Annotated in this window: 19 protein-coding genes and 3 pseudogenes; 15 read left to right on the forward strand and 7 right to left on the reverse strand. The window is 67.7% G+C overall.

The features are described 5' to 3' along the window. Positions 1-568: 568 nt before the first annotated feature. Together MCAG_RS20140 and MCAG_RS20145 are read right to left on the reverse strand one after the other, a co-directional pair. Positions 569-1,138, reverse strand: coding sequence for a flavoprotein (locus MCAG_RS20140; protein ID WP_007074827.1), 570 nt, complete (start codon positions 1,136-1,138; stop codon positions 569-571). Continuing rightward, the gene (locus MCAG_RS20145; RefSeq protein WP_036374385.1) at positions 1,135-2,481 is read right to left on the reverse strand and encodes a hypothetical protein; all 1,347 of its coding nucleotides are present in this window, start codon (positions 2,479-2,481) and stop codon (positions 1,135-1,137) included. The genes MCAG_RS20140 and MCAG_RS20145 overlap by 4 nt, the downstream gene beginning before the upstream one ends. A 420-nt stretch (positions 2,482-2,901) precedes the next feature. Here MCAG_RS20145 and amcA (MCAG_RS33785) point away from each other — a divergent pair, with 420 nt between their 5' ends. From amcA (MCAG_RS33785) to MCAG_RS20170, 6 genes are read left to right on the forward strand one after another with little or no spacing between them, the layout of a single operon-like run. Continuing rightward, a complete protein-coding gene (gene amcA / locus MCAG_RS33785) occupies positions 2,902-3,066 on the forward strand; it encodes a multiple cyclophane-containing RiPP AmcA (protein ID WP_198141592.1) in 165 nt (54 codons plus the stop codon). After that, positions 3,063-3,410, forward strand: coding sequence for a hypothetical protein (locus tag MCAG_RS20150; protein ID WP_007074829.1), 348 nt, complete (start codon positions 3,063-3,065; stop codon positions 3,408-3,410). The genes amcA (MCAG_RS33785) and MCAG_RS20150 overlap by 4 nt, the downstream gene beginning before the upstream one ends. Next, positions 3,407-4,543, forward strand: a complete 1,137-nt coding sequence (amcB, locus tag MCAG_RS20155; protein ID WP_007074830.1) for a cyclophane-forming radical SAM peptide maturase AmcB — start codon at positions 3,407-3,409, stop codon at positions 4,541-4,543. Before MCAG_RS20150 ends, amcB begins: the two co-directional genes overlap by 4 nt. Then, positions 4,540-4,722, forward strand: a complete 183-nt coding sequence (amcA, locus tag MCAG_RS20160) for a multiple cyclophane-containing RiPP AmcA (RefSeq protein WP_036374387.1) — start codon at positions 4,540-4,542, stop codon at positions 4,720-4,722. The genes amcB and amcA (MCAG_RS20160) overlap by 4 nt, the downstream gene beginning before the upstream one ends. 60 nt (positions 4,723-4,782) lie before the next feature. Then, entirely contained in the window at positions 4,783-5,445 is a 663-nt protein-coding gene (locus MCAG_RS20165) for a pentapeptide repeat-containing protein (protein ID WP_007074831.1), read from the forward strand. A gap of 15 nt (positions 5,446-5,460) precedes the next feature. Continuing rightward, a complete protein-coding gene (locus tag MCAG_RS20170; RefSeq protein ID WP_007074832.1) occupies positions 5,461-6,024 on the forward strand; it encodes a kinase in 564 nt (187 codons plus the stop codon). Positions 6,025-6,192: 168 nt separating this feature from the next. Here the strand turns inward: MCAG_RS20170 and MCAG_RS20175 are convergent, their stop codons facing one another. From MCAG_RS20175 to MCAG_RS20190, 4 genes are all read right to left on the reverse strand, one after another. Then, complete coding sequence (locus MCAG_RS20175; RefSeq protein ID WP_036374390.1) at positions 6,193-6,423, reverse strand: hypothetical protein; 231 nt, start codon at positions 6,421-6,423, stop codon at positions 6,193-6,195. A 4-nt stretch (positions 6,424-6,427) separates the two neighbouring features. Further along, positions 6,428-7,576, reverse strand: a complete 1,149-nt coding sequence (locus MCAG_RS20180; protein WP_198141593.1) for a WXG100 family type VII secretion target — start codon at positions 7,574-7,576, stop codon at positions 6,428-6,430. A 131-nt stretch (positions 7,577-7,707) separates the two neighbouring features. Then, a complete protein-coding gene (locus MCAG_RS20185; protein ID WP_007074834.1) occupies positions 7,708-8,028 on the reverse strand; it encodes a type VII secretion target in 321 nt (106 codons plus the stop codon). Further along, on the reverse strand, positions 8,015-8,416 hold the full coding sequence (locus MCAG_RS20190) for a YbaB/EbfC family nucleoid-associated protein (protein ID WP_036374393.1): 402 nt from the start codon (positions 8,414-8,416) through the stop codon (positions 8,015-8,017). The genes MCAG_RS20185 and MCAG_RS20190 overlap by 14 nt, the downstream gene beginning before the upstream one ends. Before the next feature lie 544 nt (positions 8,417-8,960). Between MCAG_RS20190 and MCAG_RS35770 the strand changes: the two are divergent. The 9 genes and pseudogenes from MCAG_RS35770 to MCAG_RS20220 form a co-directional block, all read left to right on the forward strand. Further along, positions 8,961-9,173 (forward strand): annotated as a pseudogene (locus MCAG_RS35770) (transposase); the annotation flags it as partial. Between the two features lie 96 nt (positions 9,174-9,269). Further along, positions 9,270-10,668 (forward strand): annotated as a pseudogene (locus MCAG_RS31140) (IS30 family transposase). 18 nt (positions 10,669-10,686) lie between these two features. Beyond that, positions 10,687-10,821 carry a hypothetical protein gene (locus tag MCAG_RS36320; RefSeq protein ID WP_369751329.1) on the forward strand — a complete coding sequence of 45 codons (135 nt, stop codon included), beginning with the start codon at positions 10,687-10,689 and terminating at the stop codon, positions 10,819-10,821. A gap of 118 nt (positions 10,822-10,939) precedes the next feature. Next, positions 10,940-11,959, forward strand: coding sequence for a tryptophan--tRNA ligase (locus MCAG_RS20200; RefSeq protein WP_036374396.1), 1,020 nt, complete (start codon positions 10,940-10,942; stop codon positions 11,957-11,959). 834 nt (positions 11,960-12,793) lie between these two features. Further along, positions 12,794-13,276, forward strand: coding sequence for a hypothetical protein (locus MCAG_RS35035; RefSeq protein ID WP_232290230.1), 483 nt, complete (start codon positions 12,794-12,796; stop codon positions 13,274-13,276). A gap of 23 nt (positions 13,277-13,299) precedes the next feature. After that, a complete protein-coding gene (locus MCAG_RS35040) occupies positions 13,300-14,049 on the forward strand; it encodes a DUF4041 domain-containing protein (protein WP_232290231.1) in 750 nt (249 codons plus the stop codon). 157 nt (positions 14,050-14,206) lie between these two features. Next, positions 14,207-15,019, forward strand: a pseudogene (locus MCAG_RS35775) (exonuclease domain-containing protein); the annotation flags it as partial. Between the two features lie 105 nt (positions 15,020-15,124). Continuing rightward, the gene (locus MCAG_RS20215) at positions 15,125-15,367 is read left to right on the forward strand and encodes a DNA-binding transcriptional regulator (protein WP_007074842.1); all 243 of its coding nucleotides are present in this window, start codon (positions 15,125-15,127) and stop codon (positions 15,365-15,367) included. A gap of 406 nt (positions 15,368-15,773) precedes the next feature. After that, positions 15,774-18,629 carry a glycoside hydrolase N-terminal domain-containing protein gene (locus MCAG_RS20220; protein ID WP_036374399.1) on the forward strand — a complete coding sequence of 952 codons (2,856 nt, stop codon included), beginning with the start codon at positions 15,774-15,776 and terminating at the stop codon, positions 18,627-18,629. A 240-nt stretch (positions 18,630-18,869) separates the two neighbouring features. Here the strand turns inward: MCAG_RS20220 and MCAG_RS20225 are convergent, their stop codons facing one another. Then, a complete protein-coding gene (locus MCAG_RS20225) occupies positions 18,870-19,742 on the reverse strand; it encodes a hypothetical protein (protein ID WP_007074844.1) in 873 nt (290 codons plus the stop codon). Positions 19,743-19,759: the final 17 nt, after the last annotated feature.

The raw sequence follows: 19,759 nt of genomic DNA on the forward strand, positions 1-19,759 counted from the left end.
TGAGTGGGGGTTCTGCGTCGCCATGGCACGGGTGGTCCGGTCATGCCCCGATGGCCGGCTGGCGGGTCATCATCCGTGCGGCGTCTCGCAGGGTGCTCCGTGGGTGCTCCAGCGCGATGGACGGGGCTGGCACGTGATGGACTGGGTCGGACGCTGTCCCGCTGAAGCTGGGGCCTGACCGCGAACAGATGGATTTACGCGACGCCGTTGGACCAAATGACTCGAACAAGACCAATCTCTTAATCCGCGGGTTCGGGGTTCGAGTCCCTGGCGGCGCACCAGCAATCAAGGCCCTGACCTGGCGTTTCACGCTGGGTCGGGGCCTTGTTCGTGTCCGGCCCTGGTGGGTGGTCGCTCGGTGGGTGCTCGGGAGCCGTTGGACCGGGGCGGCCGATGGTGGACGACGAGCGGTGGTCGTGGACGTTCGTGCCCGCCTGGCCGAGCCCTCGCGGTCTTCCGTTCTGGCGCTTCGGCCGGCTGTTAGAGGCCGGTGATGTCGCGTTCGCCGCTTACCTCCGCTGATGGTCGACCTCGGGGTCTGGCCTTGCTTCCTGACCGCCGGGGTAGTTCAGCCCCGATGGGTGTTGCTGGCTGGCATGTCGTCAGCCAGCCGGGTCGCTGCCTCGAGCGCCGCCGTCCAGGGAAAGTCTCGCTGGCGGCTGTTGCCGCTGCCGGGTGGGTGCGGTTCCCATCCGTCCTCGGTCCCGATGATTCGGACGCGCTCGTCGCGGAGGCTTGCCACGGCGCGTTGGAAGGGTGCGCGGGTGGCCAGGGCGGTGTTGACGAACGGGACGACCACGGTGGGCACCTGCCGGCCGATCAGCTCGGCGATCGTGGTCAAGGCGTAGTTGTCGGCGATGCCGAGAGCGATCTTGTTGACCGAGTTGTAGGTGGCGGGGGCGATGATGAGCGCGTCCGCAGTAGGGAGGGAGCGGCGGGTGCCGGGGGACGACCGGTAGGTGGATCGGACGGGGTGGCCCGTCAGTCGCTCTATCGCTTCCGGGCCGATGAAGTCGAGGGCGCTGGGGGTGGCGGTGACCGCTGTTGTCCACGACTGTTTCGTCGCGGCGGCGATCAGTTGGGTCACGTCTGCGGCGGGCCCGGCGGCGCAGACGACGATCTGCAGGTAACGGGTCATACCCGGATCCCGGCGTGCTGGGCGAAGTCGAGGACGGCGGCGCGGACGTGCCCGCGGGTGACGGCTGCCAGGTCGCCAGCGATGTGCTGTACCGCTGGCCGGCACCGGATCTCTTCCGGTGCCACTCGATAGGCGCTGCGCAGTGCGCTCAGGCCATGCTCGTAGCGGCCCCATTGGGTGTAGGCGCGAGCCACGTCGACGAACAGGGATGCCCGGCGTTCGGCGAGGTCGATCTTGTCTAACGGTACCTGGCGGGCGAGGGCGATGGCGGTGCCGGCGTCGCCCAGGGTCAGCGCGATGTTGACGCGGTGCAGCACGACGTTAGTGGTCCCGAAGCCGGTCCACCGGTCGTTACCGTCGTAGCCGAGTCGTCCGGCGGCATGGGACGCCTCGTCGAGCATGGCGTGTGCGCTGTCCCGGTTGTCGTCACGCGCGGCGGCGACGGCACCGCGGAGCAGCAGGGCACCGTAGACCGCCACCGCATCGGCCGAGGCGAGCCGGGTGCCGCGTCGAAGGGCCTCGGCCGCGTCTTCGGCGAGCTGCCTGGCCTGGCGGCTGTGGCCGTTGCTCATCAGGGCGTGGGTCATGATCCGTGCGCTGGTCGCCATCGCCACCGGGTCCTGACTGATCGAGGCGGCGCGGGTGCTGCGTTCGGCGGCGACCAGGGCCATGCCCTTGTCACCGACCTTGAGCAGCACGCTGCCGACGACGTGGTAGAGGTCGCTGGCCAGGGCGTCTACCTGAGCTCGCTGCTCGCCTTCGCTGTCCGCGCGAGTCGGTTCCAGCGCGGGCAACAGGGCCACGAGTCCGGCGAGAAGCCGCTCGTACCGGCAGGCCTGGTAGTCAATCTTGGCTGCGGCGACATCGTGAGCGAACTGCCGAAGCGGTAGGGCAACTGGCTCGGTGTTATGAAAGGGCGGTGCGACCAGTGCGTTGAGCAGCGCTGCGACGCTCGGCAGGGACATGCCGCTGATCGTCACGCCGGTTAGGAGGTCTCTGCGCCGCACGTCGCCGCCCGAGTCGATGTCGTGAATGCTGCCGTCGCCAGTATGGGTGTGCGTGGCGGTGACGGGCGGTGCCGCTGGATCCGCAAGTGCACCGCTGGTTCCTGTTTCCAGCAGTGCGTTGAAGCGCTCGCGAACATCGGGGGTCGCCCGCGCGAGTACGGTGTCGAGGGCTGCCTGCATGTCGGCACGGAGATGGACCTTGTCGCCCTGGCTGCTCCACTTGGCCACCGTGCGACGGGCCGCGCCCAAGTGCTCGGCGAAGCCGGTAATGCTCATCCGCAACGCTTGGCGCAGTGCGTTGGCTTCCCGGCCGGTCCAGGTCGTCACCGCGGCCATCGCACGTCCTCTCGCTGTGGACAGTTGTCGGCCGGACGATCGTAACGGCACTCGTCGTGCTCGCAGGTGCACCGTGAGTGCATCGCCGGGACATCCCCATCGCCGCGTTGATCGAGCGAACCTGATCGTGCTGGTGCGCTGCTTTCAGGAGTAGGCGGTCGGCACGTAATCGCAGCCTCACGCCAGGGAGCTCGAGATGAACGACGGGACCGCCGGAAGGCGAGGGTGTTACCCAACGCGAAAGCCGGCGTCGTCGGGTGAAACCCGTCCACGCGTGCGGCTGAGGCCTCGCCTGCCTACTGCCATCAGGGCTGCGTGGGTGGGTGAGCGGCGGTCTGCTCCCAGCCGCCGTGGTGCGGCGGTGGGCTTGCCTTTCCCCCGGCGGGCCCACCGCTCACCGTCTCGGATGGCGGTGGCGGCATGACGGTGTACGTCTCGCGTAACGCGATGGCCGGTCAGCCCCGGCGCCCCGAGCCCAGGTGGACGTCCTCGCAGGGGCAGGTACGGCCGCCTGATCCGCCACTGTTCACCTACGTGTGGCGTGGGCTGTTCGAGCAGCGGGCCCGCGAGGGCGGTCGCCGGTGACCGGGCCGCAGCGCTGTGGTGCGGCGTACCGGAGCGCGCCGGCCGGGGTTGAGCATCTGCCGATGCGTCCGCTGTGGCTGTGCCGTCGGTGTGGACGGCCCTGGCCGTGCGGCGCGGCGAAGCTCGCGCTCCTGGCCGAGTACCGGGAAGTGCCGGTGAGCCTGTTCCTCTACCTGGCCGGCTGCCTGCACGACGCGATCGACGATCTGCACCGGCTGAACCCGAGCGTGACGGGTGGCGCCGCGGACATGTTCGAACGGTTTCTCGGCTGGCCCGCCCGCCACACCCACGCCCACCACGTCGGTAACACCACGGCCGTCAGCATCGAAGAAGGCTCCTCGTGAACGGCATCGGCGTCATCAACGCCACTGGCCAGCCGGCGGTCGCCAGTAGTTTCCACACCCTGGTCGTGCAGCCGACCAGCTTCTGCAACCTCGACTGTACCTACTGCTACCTGCCCGATCGTAGATCCCGCCGACTGATGGAAGTTGCGGTCGCGCAGGCGTGCGCCGAATCGATCGCCCAGCAGAACAGCGGTCATCCGGTGAGCGTCGTGTGGCACGGGGGCGAACCCACCGCCACACCCATCGGGCTGTTCCGGGAGCTGCTGGCCCCGTTCGAGGAACTGCGCCGCGCGGGGATGGTGCGTCATGAGATCCAGACGAACGCGACGCTGATCAACCGACAGTGGTGCGAGCTGTTCACCGCTTACGGGTTCGAGGTCGGGGTCAGCATCGACGGACCGGGCGCGTTGAACCGAAACCGCCTCGACCGGGCCGGCAACCCGACGGACACCAGAACCCGGCGCGGGATGCAGGCCCTGGCCGACGCGGGGCTGGGGTACTCGGTGATCTGTGTTGTCACACCGGAAACCATCGACCATGCGGAGGCCCTCGTCGACTTCTTCACCGGCCTGCCCGGCTGCGAGTCGGTGGGCTTCAACATCGAAGAGCAGGAGGGTGCCGATCGGATACCGGTGCCGGAGGACGCCGCGTACCGGTTTTGGCAGCGCCTCATCGCACGTCGCGTCGGCGGCAGCCCGCTGCGGATCCGCGACCTTGATCGCTTGGCCGACTATCTCGCCGCGATCCGCGCTGGGCACGTCGACCACGCCCCGTACGAGCCGATCCCGACCGTTTCCTGGAACGGGCAGGTGGTCTTGCTGTCACCGGAGTTACTCGGCATCACCGAGCCGCGATACGGCGACTTCATCGCCGGCAACGTCCTCCATCAGCCGATCACCGCCATGCTCGCCCGCGCCGGCGACCTGCGTTACGTCAACGAGTTCGTCACGGCTCTCAATGACTGCGCCAGTCACTGCTCCTTCTATGACTTCTGCCGTGGTGCCCAGGCCGGCAACCGCTACTTCGAGCACGCGACGTTCACCGTCCGTGAGACCACCTACTGCCGGACCACCCGACAGGCCCTCGTCCGCGCCGCCGCGGACCATCTCACCCCTCAAGGAGGACGATCATGACCAATGCTCTCGCGGCCCTCGTCAACGCCGCACCCGAGCAACTCGCCCGCCTCGGCGTCGACCCGCAGCGGTCGGTAACGTCAATCGACGCGGCAAAGTTCGACAACCGCCCCACCTGGGACAACCGAGGAAAGTTCGACAGCCGACCCGGCTGGGACAACTGGAACAAGAAGAAGTAGCCCCGCCACGGACCACGCGGGGTGGCGTGCCCACCCCGCGCCTATAGAGGTTGAGGACACATGCGCAGCACCACGATCGGCGACGTGAAGGTCCTACTGCCGGACCTCGAACCGGACGATCTCGACAACACGACGGACCTGGCCGACGGCCTCACAGAGGCCCTCGTCGAGGGCGCAGGGTGGCACGGTGCGCGGCTTGAAAACGCCCGCATCCGCAGCAGCCTGATGACCGGCGTGGACCTGAGCGACAGCGTCTGGGAAGCGGGCAGCCTCTACGGATGCGAGATCACCCGCACCGACTTCTCCGGCGCTCGCCTGACCGGCATCACCATCGAGCGATGCGCGATCACCGGCTCACGGTTCACCGGCACCCGACTCACCGACGTACGCCTCAAGGACGTCCTGTTCGACGACTGCCGTTTCGACTACGCCACCTTCCACCGCGTCACCGCCGCCGGATCCGTCGCCTTCACCGACTGCACCCTCGCCCACGCCACCTGGTCCACCTGCCGCCTCCCGGGCATCGCGCTGCGGTCCTGCAACCTGGACGGCATGGAAATCGACTCCTGCCATCTCGACGGCGCCGATCTGCGGGGCAGCCGTCTCCACGGACTCAAGACGGCCCTCGACAATCTGCGCGGTGTCACAGTCAGTCAGGATCAACTGCCCGACTTCACCAAGCTGACCATCGACGCACTCGACCTCGCCGTGCGCGACGACTAAATCTGCGGAGGCATCGTGCTCGTCGGACCCACTGGCAGCCCGGACACGATCCTCGTCTGCGTCCGGGGCAACTCCGGTTCGGGTAAGAGCAGCATCGCTCGGGAGTTGCGGCGTCGGCACGGCCGGGGCTGCGCCCTGGTCGAGCAGGACTACCTGCGCCGGATCGTGCTGCGCGAGCGGGACAAGCCCGGCGGTGCGGCCCCCGCGTTGATCGCGCAGACCGTCCGGTTCGCGCTCGACCACGGCTACCACGTGGTGCTGGACGGCATCATGCACAGCGACCGCTACCGGAACATGCTGACCGCCCTGCGCGACGATCATCAAGGACGGTCGCTGTTCTGCTACCTCGACGTGTCCCTGCCCGAGACGCTGCGGCGGCACCTGACCCGCCCACAGGCCAGCGATTTCACCGCCGAGCAGATGAGCGGCTGGTACGTAGCCCGGGACATCCTGGGCTGGCCCGACGAACTCATCCTGGCGGAGACCACCACGCTCGAAGGGACCGTCGAGGTTATCGCCGCTGCCGCCGGGCTACCCCAGACCGGACGAGACGACGACCTGCTGCCAATCGTCTCGTAACCCCGGCGCTCCCTCCCGAGGTGGGTGGGGAGCGGCGTCATCGTGTACTCCGACACCCGGGCGTGTAGCCGACCAGATTCCGGGCGGGTGCTGGCCCGATCGAAAAGCTGTGGCGTACGGGCATGGTTCGGCAGGGGATCCCAACGAATGCCAGCCGTACCGCTCGGCTCAGCTGGCGAACATCATCCTTGCCGGGAAGTCTCCAGCGGAGCGCCGCGCGTTTACGATCTTGGCCGTGATGGCGCTCGCAGCGGCGTTGAAGTCACCGTCTTCGACCCGCGCCTCAAGCGTGTGCGGATCAATCGTCAGCACCCGGTCGAACCTGTCCTCGAACCCGAACTCGTACCGCACCTCGTCCACGGATGCCTCGATACGACGTGCGACCACCATCATGCCCATGGCGCTATTCTCCGAATTTCGCGTAGTCCTCGTACGTGGGGTCGGGGATCGACGCCTCCCAGTTCGACACCCGGTTGGCGGCGAGATGAGCCTCCCGGTAATCCGCCTGCGGATGCGCCTGGTAGTACCGCGATTCTGCCAGTTCGTGCTCCAGGAGCCTGTAGTCCTCCGGCAGCGGGTCACCCCGTCGCAGGCGCAGCCACGCCTCGGCCATCGGCGCGCTCGGGTCGTACCGTTGGCGGACGATCCCGCCCGCGTAGTCGTCCATCGGGTGCTCTTCGAAGAAGATGTGCCGCCGGACCTGCTCGATCTCCTGGAGCGAGAAGCCCCGGGAGCCATCGAGGCGAGGCGCGTCAGTCAGACTGCGGGCGATGGCCCCGGCGTCGTCCTGCTGCCGGATCGCGGTATACGCCTCGCTGGCCCAGCGCTCCTGACGTTCGTAGTCGGCAAGGTTACGAGGGCGGGTGGTGTGGCCTCCGTGGACTCCGAGCACATCTTCGGTTGCCCCGCTCGGGCGCCCGTGAGGTGCGTTCGTGAGCCGGCTCAACGCCTGTTTCAGTCTCTCGATCAGGTCACCGAGTCGGCGGATTTCCGGCATCAACCGCTGCAGGCTTGCCAGCAACCCTCGCAGCAGTCGGGCGATTCGCGCCGCCCACGCCGCCACCGTCGTTGTCACCTGCTCCACGACCAGCGGGGCGGCGAACCCTGCCGTGACAACCAGTTCGCCTGCGTACACGATCAGGCGGGAGACGCAGGTGGCGATGGCGTCCCGGACCAGCAGCCGAACGGCAGCGACGAGGCCGGCCGCGCCTTCGGTGATGGCGGCGAGGGTGTCGGCGCCTTGGGCGAGCCCGATGATGGCTTGCTGCTGCTCGTTGGCCCAGGCCCGGTAGGCAGGGCCGGCGCTGCCGCCCCACTCTGCGACGTCAGCCCGGACGGAGCTGGACAGCGCGGCGACCTCCTCGCGGAGCGAGGCGGCAACGTTCCGCCAGGTCTGGGCGTGCGCGGTGATCTGCGCGGGGTCGCCAGCGAGCCAGTCCAGTGCCTCACTGAGCGGTTTGACGTGCTCGATGAGCCAGGCGATGCCGTACTGGAGCAGTGCGCCGGCCGGGTCGGAGACGAAGGCGAGGGCATCCAGGCCGGCGCTGACCACGCCGAGGCTGCCGTCGATCCAACTGCCGTTGCGGACACCCTGGGCGATGAGCTCGATGTCCTCGCAGATCCACACGCCAGCCCAGGCGCTGGGTGGGGCGTCGGAGGCGGTGGCGACGAGCGGGTTGGCGGTCACTGGTCGTCGCGTGCCTGCCGGAGCAGCCGCTCCGCCCGCGCCTCAGTGGCCCGGTAGCGAGCGGCGGTCGTCCGTAGTTTGTCGGCCGTGTCGCGGACCGAACCGGCGGCGCTGTCGATACCGTCGACGAGGGTGTCCTGGAGTCTGTCGAGCAACATGGGCATGATCACGCACAGTTGTCCGTACGCATCGGTGCCGAGTCGGACATGCTGGCCAGCCTGTCGGGCAGTGTCGAGGCTGCCGGCGATCCGGTCGAGGCGCGCGGCATGGTGGGTAAGGTCGTCGGGATCGACCTGAATGCCGTCACCGACGGGCATTCGAAGCGTCCGGGCCAGGGTCCAGGCGGCGCCGGTACGAGTCGACGAGCGCCGCCGCTGTCGGATCGTCGTCGCCGAGCGCACAGGTGGTCGCCTCGGTCATCTGCCGCAGCAGATCACTGCACGCGGCCCGAGTGGTTTCCAGGATTTGCCGTGCGGTGTCCGCGGCAGGGCGGTGTCGGGTGCGTTCGTCCAGCCGCAGATCGACCAACATCCCGGCCGAATCAACCGTGACCTCGACCATCAGATCCGGACTGCGCGCCGTTCCGGTCAGCTGCTGGACCTGCGCAGACAGCGCCTTGGCCTGCGCCGCCCGCTCGACGATGGACGATTCCCAACTGTCGAGCCGGCGTGCCGCCGCGTCGAGCGCAGCCTCGTCCGACCACACGTGTGTGACCCTCCCCAACGGACACCGCCGTTGACCGGCCGATGACGTCCAGCGTCACGTTATCAATCGATGGCGCTGCGTAGTGCCTCGGTGGCCGTGCGGGCCGCCATCGCGATGTCGCCGGACGTGCGCACTTCGAGGCGCACCGCTGCAACGGCGGATGGTCGGCCGCCGTTGACGGCGGCCTGACCGGAAACCGGCGTGCGGCTGGCTCGTAGCCTGGTGACCCCCAGTGAGCAGCTGAAGGGCTCAGGGCAAGTAACTCGTTACCGAAGGAAGCGTGGCCGCGCCGGGTCCGCCGGCGGTCCGCCCTTGCTGTTGCTGGCGCGCCCGGCCGTGCGACTCCGGCGGAATTGACCGACTCGGCCAGCGGGAGCACTGTCTCACAAAGTGAGACATTTTTACAGATGGGCCAAGATTTTTCGGCCGGAAATCCGTCCCGCTGGAGACCAGTACGGCTTGGCGGGTGCCAGTGCGTCTGAAGTGACCCCCTGAGACCGGACACCTCCTGACTTGGCATCCTGCCGAGGAGGAGGAGACCGCTGTGGCTCGACAGAGCAGGTACCCCGAGGAGTTCCGCCGCCAGGCCGCGGCGCTGGTGCTCGACTCCGGTCGCACGATCCGCGACGTCGGCCGGGAGTTGGGCGTCAACCACGAGACGCTGCGCAACTGGGTCGACCGGTTGCGGCAGGAACGCGACGGCGGCCGGCCCAGCGACCTGGTTGCTGACGAGCGGGCCGAGCTGGTGCGGTTGCGGCGCCAGGTCGCCCAGTTGGAGCTGGAGAAGGAGATCTTGAAAAAAAGCCGGGCAGTTCAACCGGTCGTCGCAACACCTTGTCGGAAAGGTGGAGCGATGGCTTATGGGCCGGGGCAGAGGCGGGTTCGGGAGTGTCGGGGTCAGATGCCTTCGCCGGGACGACCGACGGTGGCGTGGCGTGAGGACCGGGTCAAGTTTCTGGGCTGCGATCCGGTCCGGTGTGATGACCGAGGACGCGGCCGCGGCGGCGGGTGTGTCGTCGCCGGTGGCGTTCCGGTGGTTCCGGCACGCTGGCGGCGTGAATCCTGGGTTGCCGCCGACGGTGTCGGGCCGCTATCTGTCGTTCTGTGAGCGAGAGGACATCGCTCTGTTGCGGGCGCAGGGCTTGGGTGTTCGTGCGATCGCCCGCCAGGTCGGTCGGGACCCGTCGACCATCTCGCGGGAGTTGCGGCGTAACGCCTCGACCAGAACGTACCGGTTGGACTACAAGGCCTCGACCGCGCAGTGGCATGCGGAGCGTCGAGCCCGCCGGCCGAAGATCGCGAAGCTGCTGACCAATGAGCGGCTGCGAGAGTACATCCAGCAACGGTTGGCGGGCGTGATCCGGACAGCGGACGGCCGGCCGGTCACCGGCCCCCAGGGCCCGCAGTGGAGGGCCGCAACAAGCCCCACCGGGCCGATCGGGCATGGACGACCGGGTGGAGCCCGGAGCAGATCTCCCGCAGGCTCAGGGCCGAGTTCCCGGAGGATGAGTCCATGCGCATCAGCCACGAGGCGATCTACCAGGCGCTCTACGTCCAGAGCCGTGGCGCCCTCAAGCGCGAACTCGTCACCTGCTTGCGAACCGGTCGCGCGCTTCGCGTTCCCCGAGCACGGGCGAAGCAACGCGCGTGGGCGCATGTTACCAGCGACACCCTGATCAGCGAACGGCCCGCCGAAGTTGCCGACCGTGCTGTTCCCGGGCACTGGGAAGGGGATCTGATCATCGGTTTGCAGCGCTCCGCGATCGGGACACTGGTTGAGCGGACGACGAGGTTCATGATGCTGATCCACCTGCCGCGTGAAGCCGGCTGGGGAGTGAGCCCGCGGACGAAGAACGGCCCCGATCTCGCCGGCTACGGGGCGATCACGATGAGCAGAGCCCTCGCCGAGACGATCACCCAACTGCCCGAGCAACTGCGCAGGTCGCTGACGTGGGACCGCGGCAAGGAGTTGTCGGCGCACGCACGCTTCACGGTCGAACCGGCGTCCCGGATTCTTCGCCGACCCCCACAGCCCCTGGCAACGCGGCACCAACGAAAACACCAACGGCCTGCTGCGGCAGTACTTTCCGAAAGGCACCGACCTGTCCCGATGGAGCGCCGACGAGATCAACGCCGTCGCCCACGCCCTCAACAGCCGACCCCGCAAAACTCTCGACTGGAAGACTCCAGCCGAAGTCCTCGACGATCACCTACGATCGCTCCAGCAACCCGGTGTTGCAAACACCGGTTGAATCCGCCCAGAGCTGGAGATGGAGGTCTTCTCCTACATCGAAGGCTTCTACAACCCTCGCCGCCGGCACAGCCGTCTGGGTAACGTCAGCCCCGACACCTACGAGAAGATCCACCGAGAGTTCCTGACACACATCGAGGTGTCCGGCCGATAGGGGTCACTTCAGTTGCCGTCGCTGCTCAGCCTTGCCAACGGCAACAGGAGCATCTCGGTATGCGCCGACAGCCAATGAGGACGGAAGATCGATGGCGGCTCACGGTAATGTCATGCCTATGGGTTCGACGGCGCGAAAGGTATCGCTGACCGGCATCAAGCCGACCGGTGAGCCGCATCTGGGCAACTACATCGGCGCGATCCTGCCGGCGCTGCGGTTGGCCGACAGCTACGAGTCGCTGTATTTCATCGCGGACTATCACGCGCTGACGACGATCCGCGACCGTGATCAGTTGCAGCACTACACCCGATCCGTGGCGGCCACCTGGTTGGCGGCCGGGCTCGACCCGGATCGCACCACGTTCTACCGCCAGTCGGACATCCCGGAAATCTTCGAACTGAACTGGATCCTGGCGTGCATGGCCAGCAAGGGCCTGATGAACCGAGCGCACGCCTACAAGGCGGCGCGTGACCGTAACCGGGAGACCGGCAAGGAGGATCTTGACGCCGGCGTGAACATGGGCCTGTTCAACTACCCGGTGCTGATGGCGGTCGACATCCTCATCATGGACGCCGATGTGGTGCCCGTCGGTCGCGACCAGGTCCAGCATGTCGAGTACGCCGCGGACATCGCTGGCAGTTTCAACGCTGTGTACGGGGACCGGTTCAAGTTCAAGATCCCCGCTGCTGTCATTCCGGATGAGGGGTCGGCGCACACCTTGCCCGGCACCGACGGCCGCAAGATGAGCAAGTCGTACGGCAACACGATCCCGCTGTTCGCGCCAGAGCCCAACCTGCGGAAACTGATCCGGCGTATCCCGACCGACAGCGTGCCGGTGGAGGAACCGAAGGACCCCGACTCGGCTGCCGTGTTCAAGCTGCTTGAACGGTTCGGTGCGGCTGACGTGGTCACCGAGACACGGGCGCGGCTGTCGGCCGGGGGGATGGGCTGGGGAGAGGTGAAGGCACAGCTCGCCGACGCGCTTGTCGCTGAGTTCGCGCCGCTTCGGGAACGCTACGAGGCGTTGATGGCGCAGGGTAGTGAGCTGGACGACCTGCTTGCCCACGGCGCGGACAAGGCCCGGAAGCAGACCAGGCCGTTGCTGGAGCGGGTGAGAGACGCCATCGGCATCGGATAGCTCGGGCCCCGTCCGTCAGATGAGTGCGTCGACCACCCGGTCGGCACAGTGCCAGGCGGTGGTCCATTTGCCGGGCAGCGCGACGAGCAGGTTCCCAGTGGGAGTCCACCCGTCCGGAGGCTGTCGGAGGTCCACGACAAAGCTGGATGGATCAGCATGCGGGCTGGTCGGCTCGCACACGGTCCCCCAGATCAGGCTGAGGTCCGGGCGGGACTGGTGGAGACGGTGTCGATCGAGCGCTTCCAGTAGTCGGGCACGCTCTTCCGCCGTTGTGCCGTATCCACCCTTCACGCTGGGCAAGCCCACGCGGATGCCCCCACGATCCGGACTGATGGCGAGCAGATCGCCGTCCAGCCTTCGAGAACCTGGAGCCGGTAGGCATGCCGACACGGCCAGCCGACCCGTCTCAAAGCAACGCTCTTTCTGTCGGTAACCAGACTGATGTCCCCGCTTGGGCATCCGTCGCCGTCTGGATGGCTGACCTTGCCGATCTGAGTCGTCAATGTCCGCGTGAGGGCCACGGCGCTACCTTCGTCGGGCCGTGGTGAAGCCTGGGGGAAACAATGGGATACCGCTTCAACGCACCACCGAACTGGCCGACGCCGCCTGCTGGATGGGTCCCGCCTTCGGGCTGGACACCGGATCCCGCTTGGGGCCCTCCTCCGCCGGGGTGGCAGTTATGGACCCCGGATTCGCCGGCTCCGGCTCCGACTGAGCCCGTCGCGGCCGCCCCGCAGGCTGCTGGTGCGCCCGCAGTCGTTGTCTCGCAGCAGCGCAACGCAAGTCCGGACATTCCTCTGTTCGGTGCCCCGGGGGAAGGCGCGTGAGCTGGCGGTGGAGAATGCGCAGCTCCGCGGCGAGCTGGATCAGGTACGCGTTGAGCTGACGGGTCTACGGGCGGAGATGTCACGGCTCGGCGTGCTGTCCGCGATCGAGCTCGAGCAGCACCGGGTTCGACTCAGTCGTGAGATCGCGGACCTGACAGCAAAGGGCGAAGCGGAGAAGGCTGAACTCGATCGACACCTGCGCGGTCTCCGGCAGCAGATCGTGGTCACCGAGGAGACGGCACTGCTGCAGGAAGCTGGTGTTTATAGGTACCGCCATCCCCTGTCGGACGCGGTCACCTACCAGAGCCAGCTTAGCCGGCTGCAGGACCAGATCAAGGCTATGACCAGGAAGGATGGGGGAGCGGTCAAGGCTGCCACCGGATGGACGGTCAACGGCTCGGCTGCCGAGGGCCGCGCCATGGTCCGGGACTTCTCCAAGCTCATGCTTCGCGCCTACAACGCCGAGGCTGACAACCTGGTACGGGGTTGAAGCCTTACAAACTTGACTCGGCCGTGGACCGGCTTGGGAAGGTCGCGGCAACCATCGCCAAGCTCGGCAAGACGATGGACATTCGGATCGCCGAGGAGTACCACCGGCTGCGGGTCGAGGAGTTGGAACTCACCGCCGACTACCAGGAGAAGTTGGCCGAGGAGAAGGAACGGGAACGGGAAGAGAAGGCCCGGCTACGCGAAGAGCGACGTGCCCAGCAGGAGATCGAACGCGATCGCGCCCGGCTCGACAAGGAACGCCAGCACTATGCCAACGCCATGGCCGCCTTGCAGGCCAAGGGCGATGCTGACGGTGCCGCCCAGATGCAGGACCGGTTGGCCCAGATCGACACCGCGATTCAGGACGTCGACCGGCGGGCCGCCAACGTCCGGGCCGGCTACGTGTACGTGATCTCCAACCTCGGTGCGTTCGGCGAGAAGATGGTCAAGGTCGGCATGACCCGTCGCTTGGACCCGCTGGACCGGGTACGCGAACTCAGTGACGCCTCGGTGCCCTTCAACTTCGACGTCCACGCCCTCTTCCTCTCCGAAAACGCCGTCGGCATCGAGGCGCAGATGCACGCACGGCTGGCCGACCGGCGAGTCAATCTGGTCAACCACCGTCGCGAGTTCTTCTACGCCACGCCGGAGGAGGCCAAGGAACACCTGCTGGCGTTGACCGGCAGCCTGCTGCAGTACGAGGAGGTCCCGGAGGCCCTGGAGTACCGGCAGAGCCTCACCCAGGCACAGGAGCAACCAGTCGCGAGCACATGACATGCCGGGGCATTGGATGGCAGATGCCCGCTAAGCCGGTCGGCCTACGGATCACTCGTGCACGCAGCCGTTCCGACGACTGTCATGAGCATCCGTCGCTGGAGGGCCAGTCGCTCTAACCATGATCAAGCCGAATCGCCGAGATAGAGAGGTACACATGTCGCCGGTCGGACTGTTCGCCTACGGGTCAGCGAGCGAAAGGGAAGGTGTCGACCTGGGTGAGGTCCCGTTCGTGGTGGTGGACGTGGAGACGACCGGGCTGTCATCGACATCCGACCGCATCGTGGAGATCGCCCTGGTTCGCATCGAAGGAGGTCGGGTGGTCGACGAGTGGGCCACCCTCGTCGACCCAGGCCGCGACCCAGATCCGACTTTCGTCCACCACATCACCGCAGAGATGCTGTCCGGAGCGCCGACGTTCGCGGACGTGGCCGGGGAGATCCTGTCCAGGCTCGACGGAGCTGTGGTCGTGGCGCATAACGCCCGCTTCGAGGAGGGGTTCATCGCGCAGGAGTTCGCTCGAGTCGGCATCAGCACCGCGCCCCTGCCGGCGGTGTGCACTCTGCGGCTGGCCCGACAGGTCCTGGCCGCGCCGAACTTCCAGCTCGTGTCCTGCTGCACGGTGTACGGCATCGAGCTGCATGACGCCCACACCGCACTCGGTGACACCCGGGCAACCGCCCAGCTTCTACCCAGACACCAGCGGTGGTGCGAGCTGTTCGCCGCCCACGGATCCACGGTCGGTGTCAGCGTCAACGGCCCCGGTGCCCTCAACCGCAACCGGCTCGACCACGCAGGCAGGTCCACCATCCAGCGGACGTTGCGCGGCATCCGGATCCTGGCGGAGACGGGTCTGGAGTACTCGGTGATCTGTGTCGTCACCCCGGAGACCATCGACCACGCCGACGATCTCATCGGCTTCTTCACCGACCTGCCGGAATGCCAGTCCGTGGGCTTCAACATCGAGGAGCACACCCAGTAGGCGCAGGCGCGGGACGAGGATCGCCAGCGACGCGCCGGCCGGACCGCCACCCGGGCCACTCACGCGGCGACGGGTGACTGCGGGTGCGGGACGGTGGTGATCGGCCGGTGGACCGGACAGGAGACCCGCGCGCTCCGCGAGGCGCTCCGGATGACCGTCCACGACTTCGCCCGCCACCTCGGGGTGGCGCCCGAGACGGTTTCTGGCTGGGAACACCGCCACACGCCCACACCGCCACCGACGATGGCCACAAAAGCAGTCCTGGACGAAACGCTCACGCTCGCCGACAGCAACACCATGATCAGCCAGGGTCGATACAGACCGACCCCAGGTTGAAGATCAAGCTAGGGCCGCGGGGGAGGCGGGGGACGCTCGAGGGTGTGCTTTCTCAGCATGACCATCGTCGCTGTCAACGGTCAGAACGGTACGGTCTTCGACGCGCGGCGGGCGATGCCGGTGGCGGGTGTCGGGCTCGGCGTGGACTTCGGCATCACCGCACGGTGGCGGTTGATCGGGCAGATGGGGCGCGGCCCTGGCCGCGTAGACCCTGACCGGTACCCACGTTGGCATGTATTGACTCGCTCCTGTCGGCCACTTAACGTATGACGTCATACATTTAGATGCGTCACTTTAAGGGAAGGCGCCATCGTGTGATCGAGTGATGCGGCCCGCTCGATGGCGCGGCGTCCGCACGCCGTGGCGCCACCCAAGGTGTAGCTGTGTGCCGCTTTGGAGAAATCGAATGTCAGAAGTGACACGTAGGAAACTCCTCGCAGCCGGGGCGGCGGGGGCCGGTGCCATGCTGCTGCCCACCGGCTGGACCGCGGCCGCCAAGGCCGGCGCGTCGGCACCGCCGCAGGTGCGGGCCGCGGGTGATATGGCGTTGTGGTACGACGAGCCGGCGGGCACGGACTGGCTTCGAGCACTGCCGATCGGTAACGGTCGGCTGGGTGCAATGGTGTTCGGCAACGTCGACACGGAGCGGCTACAGCTCAATGAGGACACTGTGTGGGCCGGTGGCCCGTACGACTCGGCGAACACCCGTGGTGCGGCCAACCTGGCGGAGATCCGGCGGCGGGTCTTCGCCGACCAGTGGACCCAGGCGCAAGATCTGATCAACCAGACGATGGTCGGCAACCCCGCCGGGCAGTTGGCGTACCAGCCTGTCGGAAACCTGCGGCTGGCCTTCGGCAGCGCCAGCGGTGCCTCGCAGTACAACCGGGCGCTCGACCTCACCACGGCCACCGCCACCACCACCTACGTGCTGAACGGGGTGCGGTATCAGCGGGAGGTGTTCGCGAGCGCACCGGATCAGGTGATCGTTATCCGGCTGACCGCCGACCGAGCCAACTCGATCACGTTCAACGCCACATTCGACAGCCCGCAACGGACGACGGTGTCGAGCCCGGACAGCGCCACGATCGGCCTCGACGGCATCTCCGCAAACATGGACGGCGTCACCGGGCAGGTCCGCTTCCTCGCCCTGGCCAACGCCAGCGTCACCGGCGGCACGGTCAGCAGCTCCGGCGGCACCCTGCGGGTCTCCGGCGCGACCAGCGTCACGGTGCTGGTCTCGATCGGCACCAGCTACGTCAACTACCGCACCGTCAACGGCGACTACCAGGGCATCGCGCGTACCCGCCTGAACGCCGCCCGCACCGCCGGCTTCGACCAGCTGCGCGCCCGGCATCTGGCCGACTACCAGGCGCTGTTCAACCGGGTGACGATCGACCTCGGACGCACCGCGGCGGCCGACCAGACGACCGACGTGCGGATCGCTCAGCACGCGAACACGAACGACCCGCAGTTTTCCGCGCTGCTGTTCCAGTTCGGCCGCTACCTGCTGATCTCCTCCTCACGCCCGGGCACGCAGCCGGCAAACCTGCAGGGCATCTGGAACGATCAGATGGCCCCGTCGTGGGACTCGAAGTACACCATCAACGCCAACCTGCCGATGAACTACTGGCCGGCCGACACGACGAACCTGTCCGAGTGCTTCCTGCCAGTCTTCGACATGATCAAAGACCTGACGGTGACCGGTGCCCGGGTGGCACAGGCGCAGTACGGCGCCGGCGGCTGGGTCACCCACCACAACACCGACGCCTGGCGCGGCGCGTCGGTCGTCGACTACGCCCAGTCGGGCATGTGGCAGACCGGCGGCGCGTGGCTGGCCACGATGATCTGGGATCACTACCTGTTCACCGGCGATCTGGAGTTCCTGCGCGCGAACTACCCGGCGATGAAGGGCGCTGCCCAGTTCTTTCTGGACACCCTGGTCGCCCACCCGACGCTGAGCTACCTCGTCACCAACCCGTCGAACTCCCCAGAGCTGAGCCACCATTCGAACGCCTTCGTCTGCGCCGGCCCCACCATGGACAACCAGATCCTGCGCGACCTGTTCAACGGCGTCGCCCTGGCCAGCGAGGTCCTCGGCGTGGACGCCACCTTTCGTACCCAGGTGCGCACCGCCAAGGACCGGCTGCCGCCGACGAAGGTCGGCTCCCGCGGCAACGTCCAGGAGTGGCTTGCCGACTGGGTGGAGACCGAGCGGACTCACCGACACGTCTCCCACCTGTACGGCCTGCACCCCAGCAACCAGATCACCAAGCGCGGCACCCCGCAGCTCTACGAGGCCGCGCGCCGGACGCTGGAACTGCGCGGCGACGACGGTACCGGCTGGTCCCTCGCCTGGAAAATCAACTTCTGGGCCCGCCTGGAGGACGCCGCCCGCGCCCACAAGCTCCTGAAGGACCTGGTGCGCACCGACCGGCTCGCCCCGAACATGTTCGACCTGCACCCACCATTCCAGATCGACGGCAACTTCGGCGCCACCTCCGGCATCGCCGAGATGCTCCTGCAGAGCCACAACAACGAACTGCACCTGCTGCCCGCCCTACCGTCCGCCTGGCCCACCGGCAGCGTCACGGGTCTGCGCGGCCGCGGCGGATACACGGTTGGCGCCGCGTGGAGCAGCAGCCGGATCGAGCTCGTCGTCACCCCCGACCGCGCCGGCACCGTTCGGGTGCGCAGCCAGATCTTCGCTGGCGCCTTCGACCTGCGCGACGAGACCAACGGCACGGTGGTCCGGCCGACGCGGCTCGAAACCGATCTCGTCGAGTTCGCCGGGCAGGCCGGTCACACCTACCGCGCGTCGGCCGTCAAGTCGGGGCCGGTGGTGGTCGGCGCCTACTACCGGCTCGTGGCCCAGCACAGCAGGAAGGCCGCCGACATCAGCGGCGGATCCACCGCGGCCGGCGCGCAGCTGATTCAGTGGTCGACCGGCACCGGACCCAACCAGCAGTTCGATTTTCTGCCGTCCGACGACGGCTACTACCGGATCCGGGCTCGGCACAGCGGCCTGGTCCTACAGATCGCCAGCAACAGCACCGGCGCCGACATCAACCAGCAGCCGGACACCAACGCCGCCAGCCAGCAGTGGCGACTCGTCGAATACGGCGGCGACGTGGTGAGCCTGGTCAACCGGCAAAGCGGCCTGGCCATGGACGTCTGGCAAGCCTCCACCGCCGACGGTGCCCGCATCTCCCAGTGGACGCCCACCAGTAGCACCAACCAGCAGTTCCAACTTCAACGCGTCTAGCTTGATCTTTAACCTGGGGTCGGTCTGTATCGACCCTGGCTGATCATGGCCGCAGCCCTTGGTTGATCATTCTTCTGTCCAGGAAGAAGATCAGGACCAAGGGCTGCGGGATGATCAGTGTGCATGACGCCGGGCGCGCCGGCGCGGTGGGGGAACTCAACCTCGCGGTGCGGGCCCGATGATCTTTGGATCGGGCAGGCATGGCAGTCCGCCCGTGTCGTGGCGGGCCTCGCGGCCGGGCTACGTCGCGCAGATGGCGTGGACGCGGGCGGTCCAGTTGCCGTCGTAACCGCTCCGGTCCTCGCGGGCCTCGAGCCGGACGTGGTCCAGCGGCTGCGCCGGATACAGGGCGATGATCGCTGCCTCGCCCACGGGCGCGGTCAGGCTCGCCCCCAGTCCGTGCACCCTCGTACCGGTCGGGCACGTGACGCCGACCGTCTTGTCCAGCGAGTCGCCGGGCGAGGCGGCCGACACCAGGGTGAGCCCGGGGATCGGGTCGGCGCACACCGCGAAGGCTTCGACGCCCCACGGGATCGGCCACGTCGTCTCGGCCTCGTACGCGGCCACCCGGACGCTGGTGAGCGACGCGGATGGAACGATGTCGTCGAGCACCACGAACCCGAACGCCGGATGGATCTGGCCACCGGCGCCGATCACCCGCTTGCCGGCCGGGCAGGACACGGTGACGCTGCGGCTGCTGGTCAGACTCCGTGCGGTGGAGGCGGACACGTACTCCAGGCCGGCGGGGGCGGAGCCGCAGATCCCGTACGCGACCACGAACCAGTCACCGCCGAAACCGGTGTGGTCGGGGCGGGTCGTCACCGAGGCGTTCACCTGGAAGTAGTCCCCGGTGGGGGTGCTCACCGGTTTCATGGTGTCCACCATGACTTCCCGGCCGCCGCCGCCGACGTACGCGCCGCCGCCGAGGATCCGCCGCCCCGGCGGGCAGTGCACCAGCTGCGTCTTGCCCAGGTCGCTGTTGATCGCGCTCGTGGCGGTGACGAACGTCATCGACGGCACCGCGTGCGCCGGGACGGCTGGGCTGACCGCGACAACGCCCGCCAGCATCACCAGCACACCGGCGCTCAGCAGCCGCCGGCCGATTCGGTACACCTGATCTCCTTGTTGCA

The sequence above is a fragment of the Micromonospora sp. ATCC 39149 genome (assembly GCF_000158815.1).
Lineage (GTDB): Bacteria > Actinomycetota > Actinomycetes > Mycobacteriales > Micromonosporaceae > Micromonospora.

What these genes read in the sequence shown, in the direction of transcription:
- MCAG_RS20140 (WP_007074827.1), bottom strand. Translation starts at nt 1,138, where the DNA reads ATGACCCGTTACCTGCAGATCGTCGTCTGCGCCGCCGGGCCCGCCGCA.
- MCAG_RS20145 (WP_036374385.1), bottom strand. Translation starts at nt 2,481, where the DNA reads ATGGCCGCGGTGACGACCTGGACCGGCCGGGAAGCCAACGCACTGCGC.
- amcA (WP_198141592.1), top strand. Translation starts at nt 2,902, where the DNA reads ATGACGGTGTACGTCTCGCGTAACGCGATGGCCGGTCAGCCCCGGCGC.
- amcA (WP_036374387.1), top strand. Translation starts at nt 4,540, where the DNA reads ATGACCAATGCTCTCGCGGCCCTCGTCAACGCCGCACCCGAGCAACTC.
- MCAG_RS20165 (WP_007074831.1), top strand. Translation starts at nt 4,783, where the DNA reads ATGCGCAGCACCACGATCGGCGACGTGAAGGTCCTACTGCCGGACCTC.
- MCAG_RS20175 (WP_036374390.1), bottom strand. Translation starts at nt 6,423, where the DNA reads ATGGGCATGATGGTGGTCGCACGTCGTATCGAGGCATCCGTGGACGAG.
- MCAG_RS20185 (WP_007074834.1), bottom strand. Translation starts at nt 8,028, where the DNA reads ATGCCCGTCGGTGACGGCATTCAGGTCGATCCCGACGACCTTACCCAC.
- MCAG_RS36320 (WP_369751329.1), top strand. Translation starts at nt 10,687, where the DNA reads ATGGAGGTCTTCTCCTACATCGAAGGCTTCTACAACCCTCGCCGCCGG.
- MCAG_RS20200 (WP_036374396.1), top strand. Translation starts at nt 10,940, where the DNA reads ATGGGTTCGACGGCGCGAAAGGTATCGCTGACCGGCATCAAGCCGACC.
- MCAG_RS20220 (WP_036374399.1), top strand. Translation starts at nt 15,774, where the DNA reads ATGTCAGAAGTGACACGTAGGAAACTCCTCGCAGCCGGGGCGGCGGGG.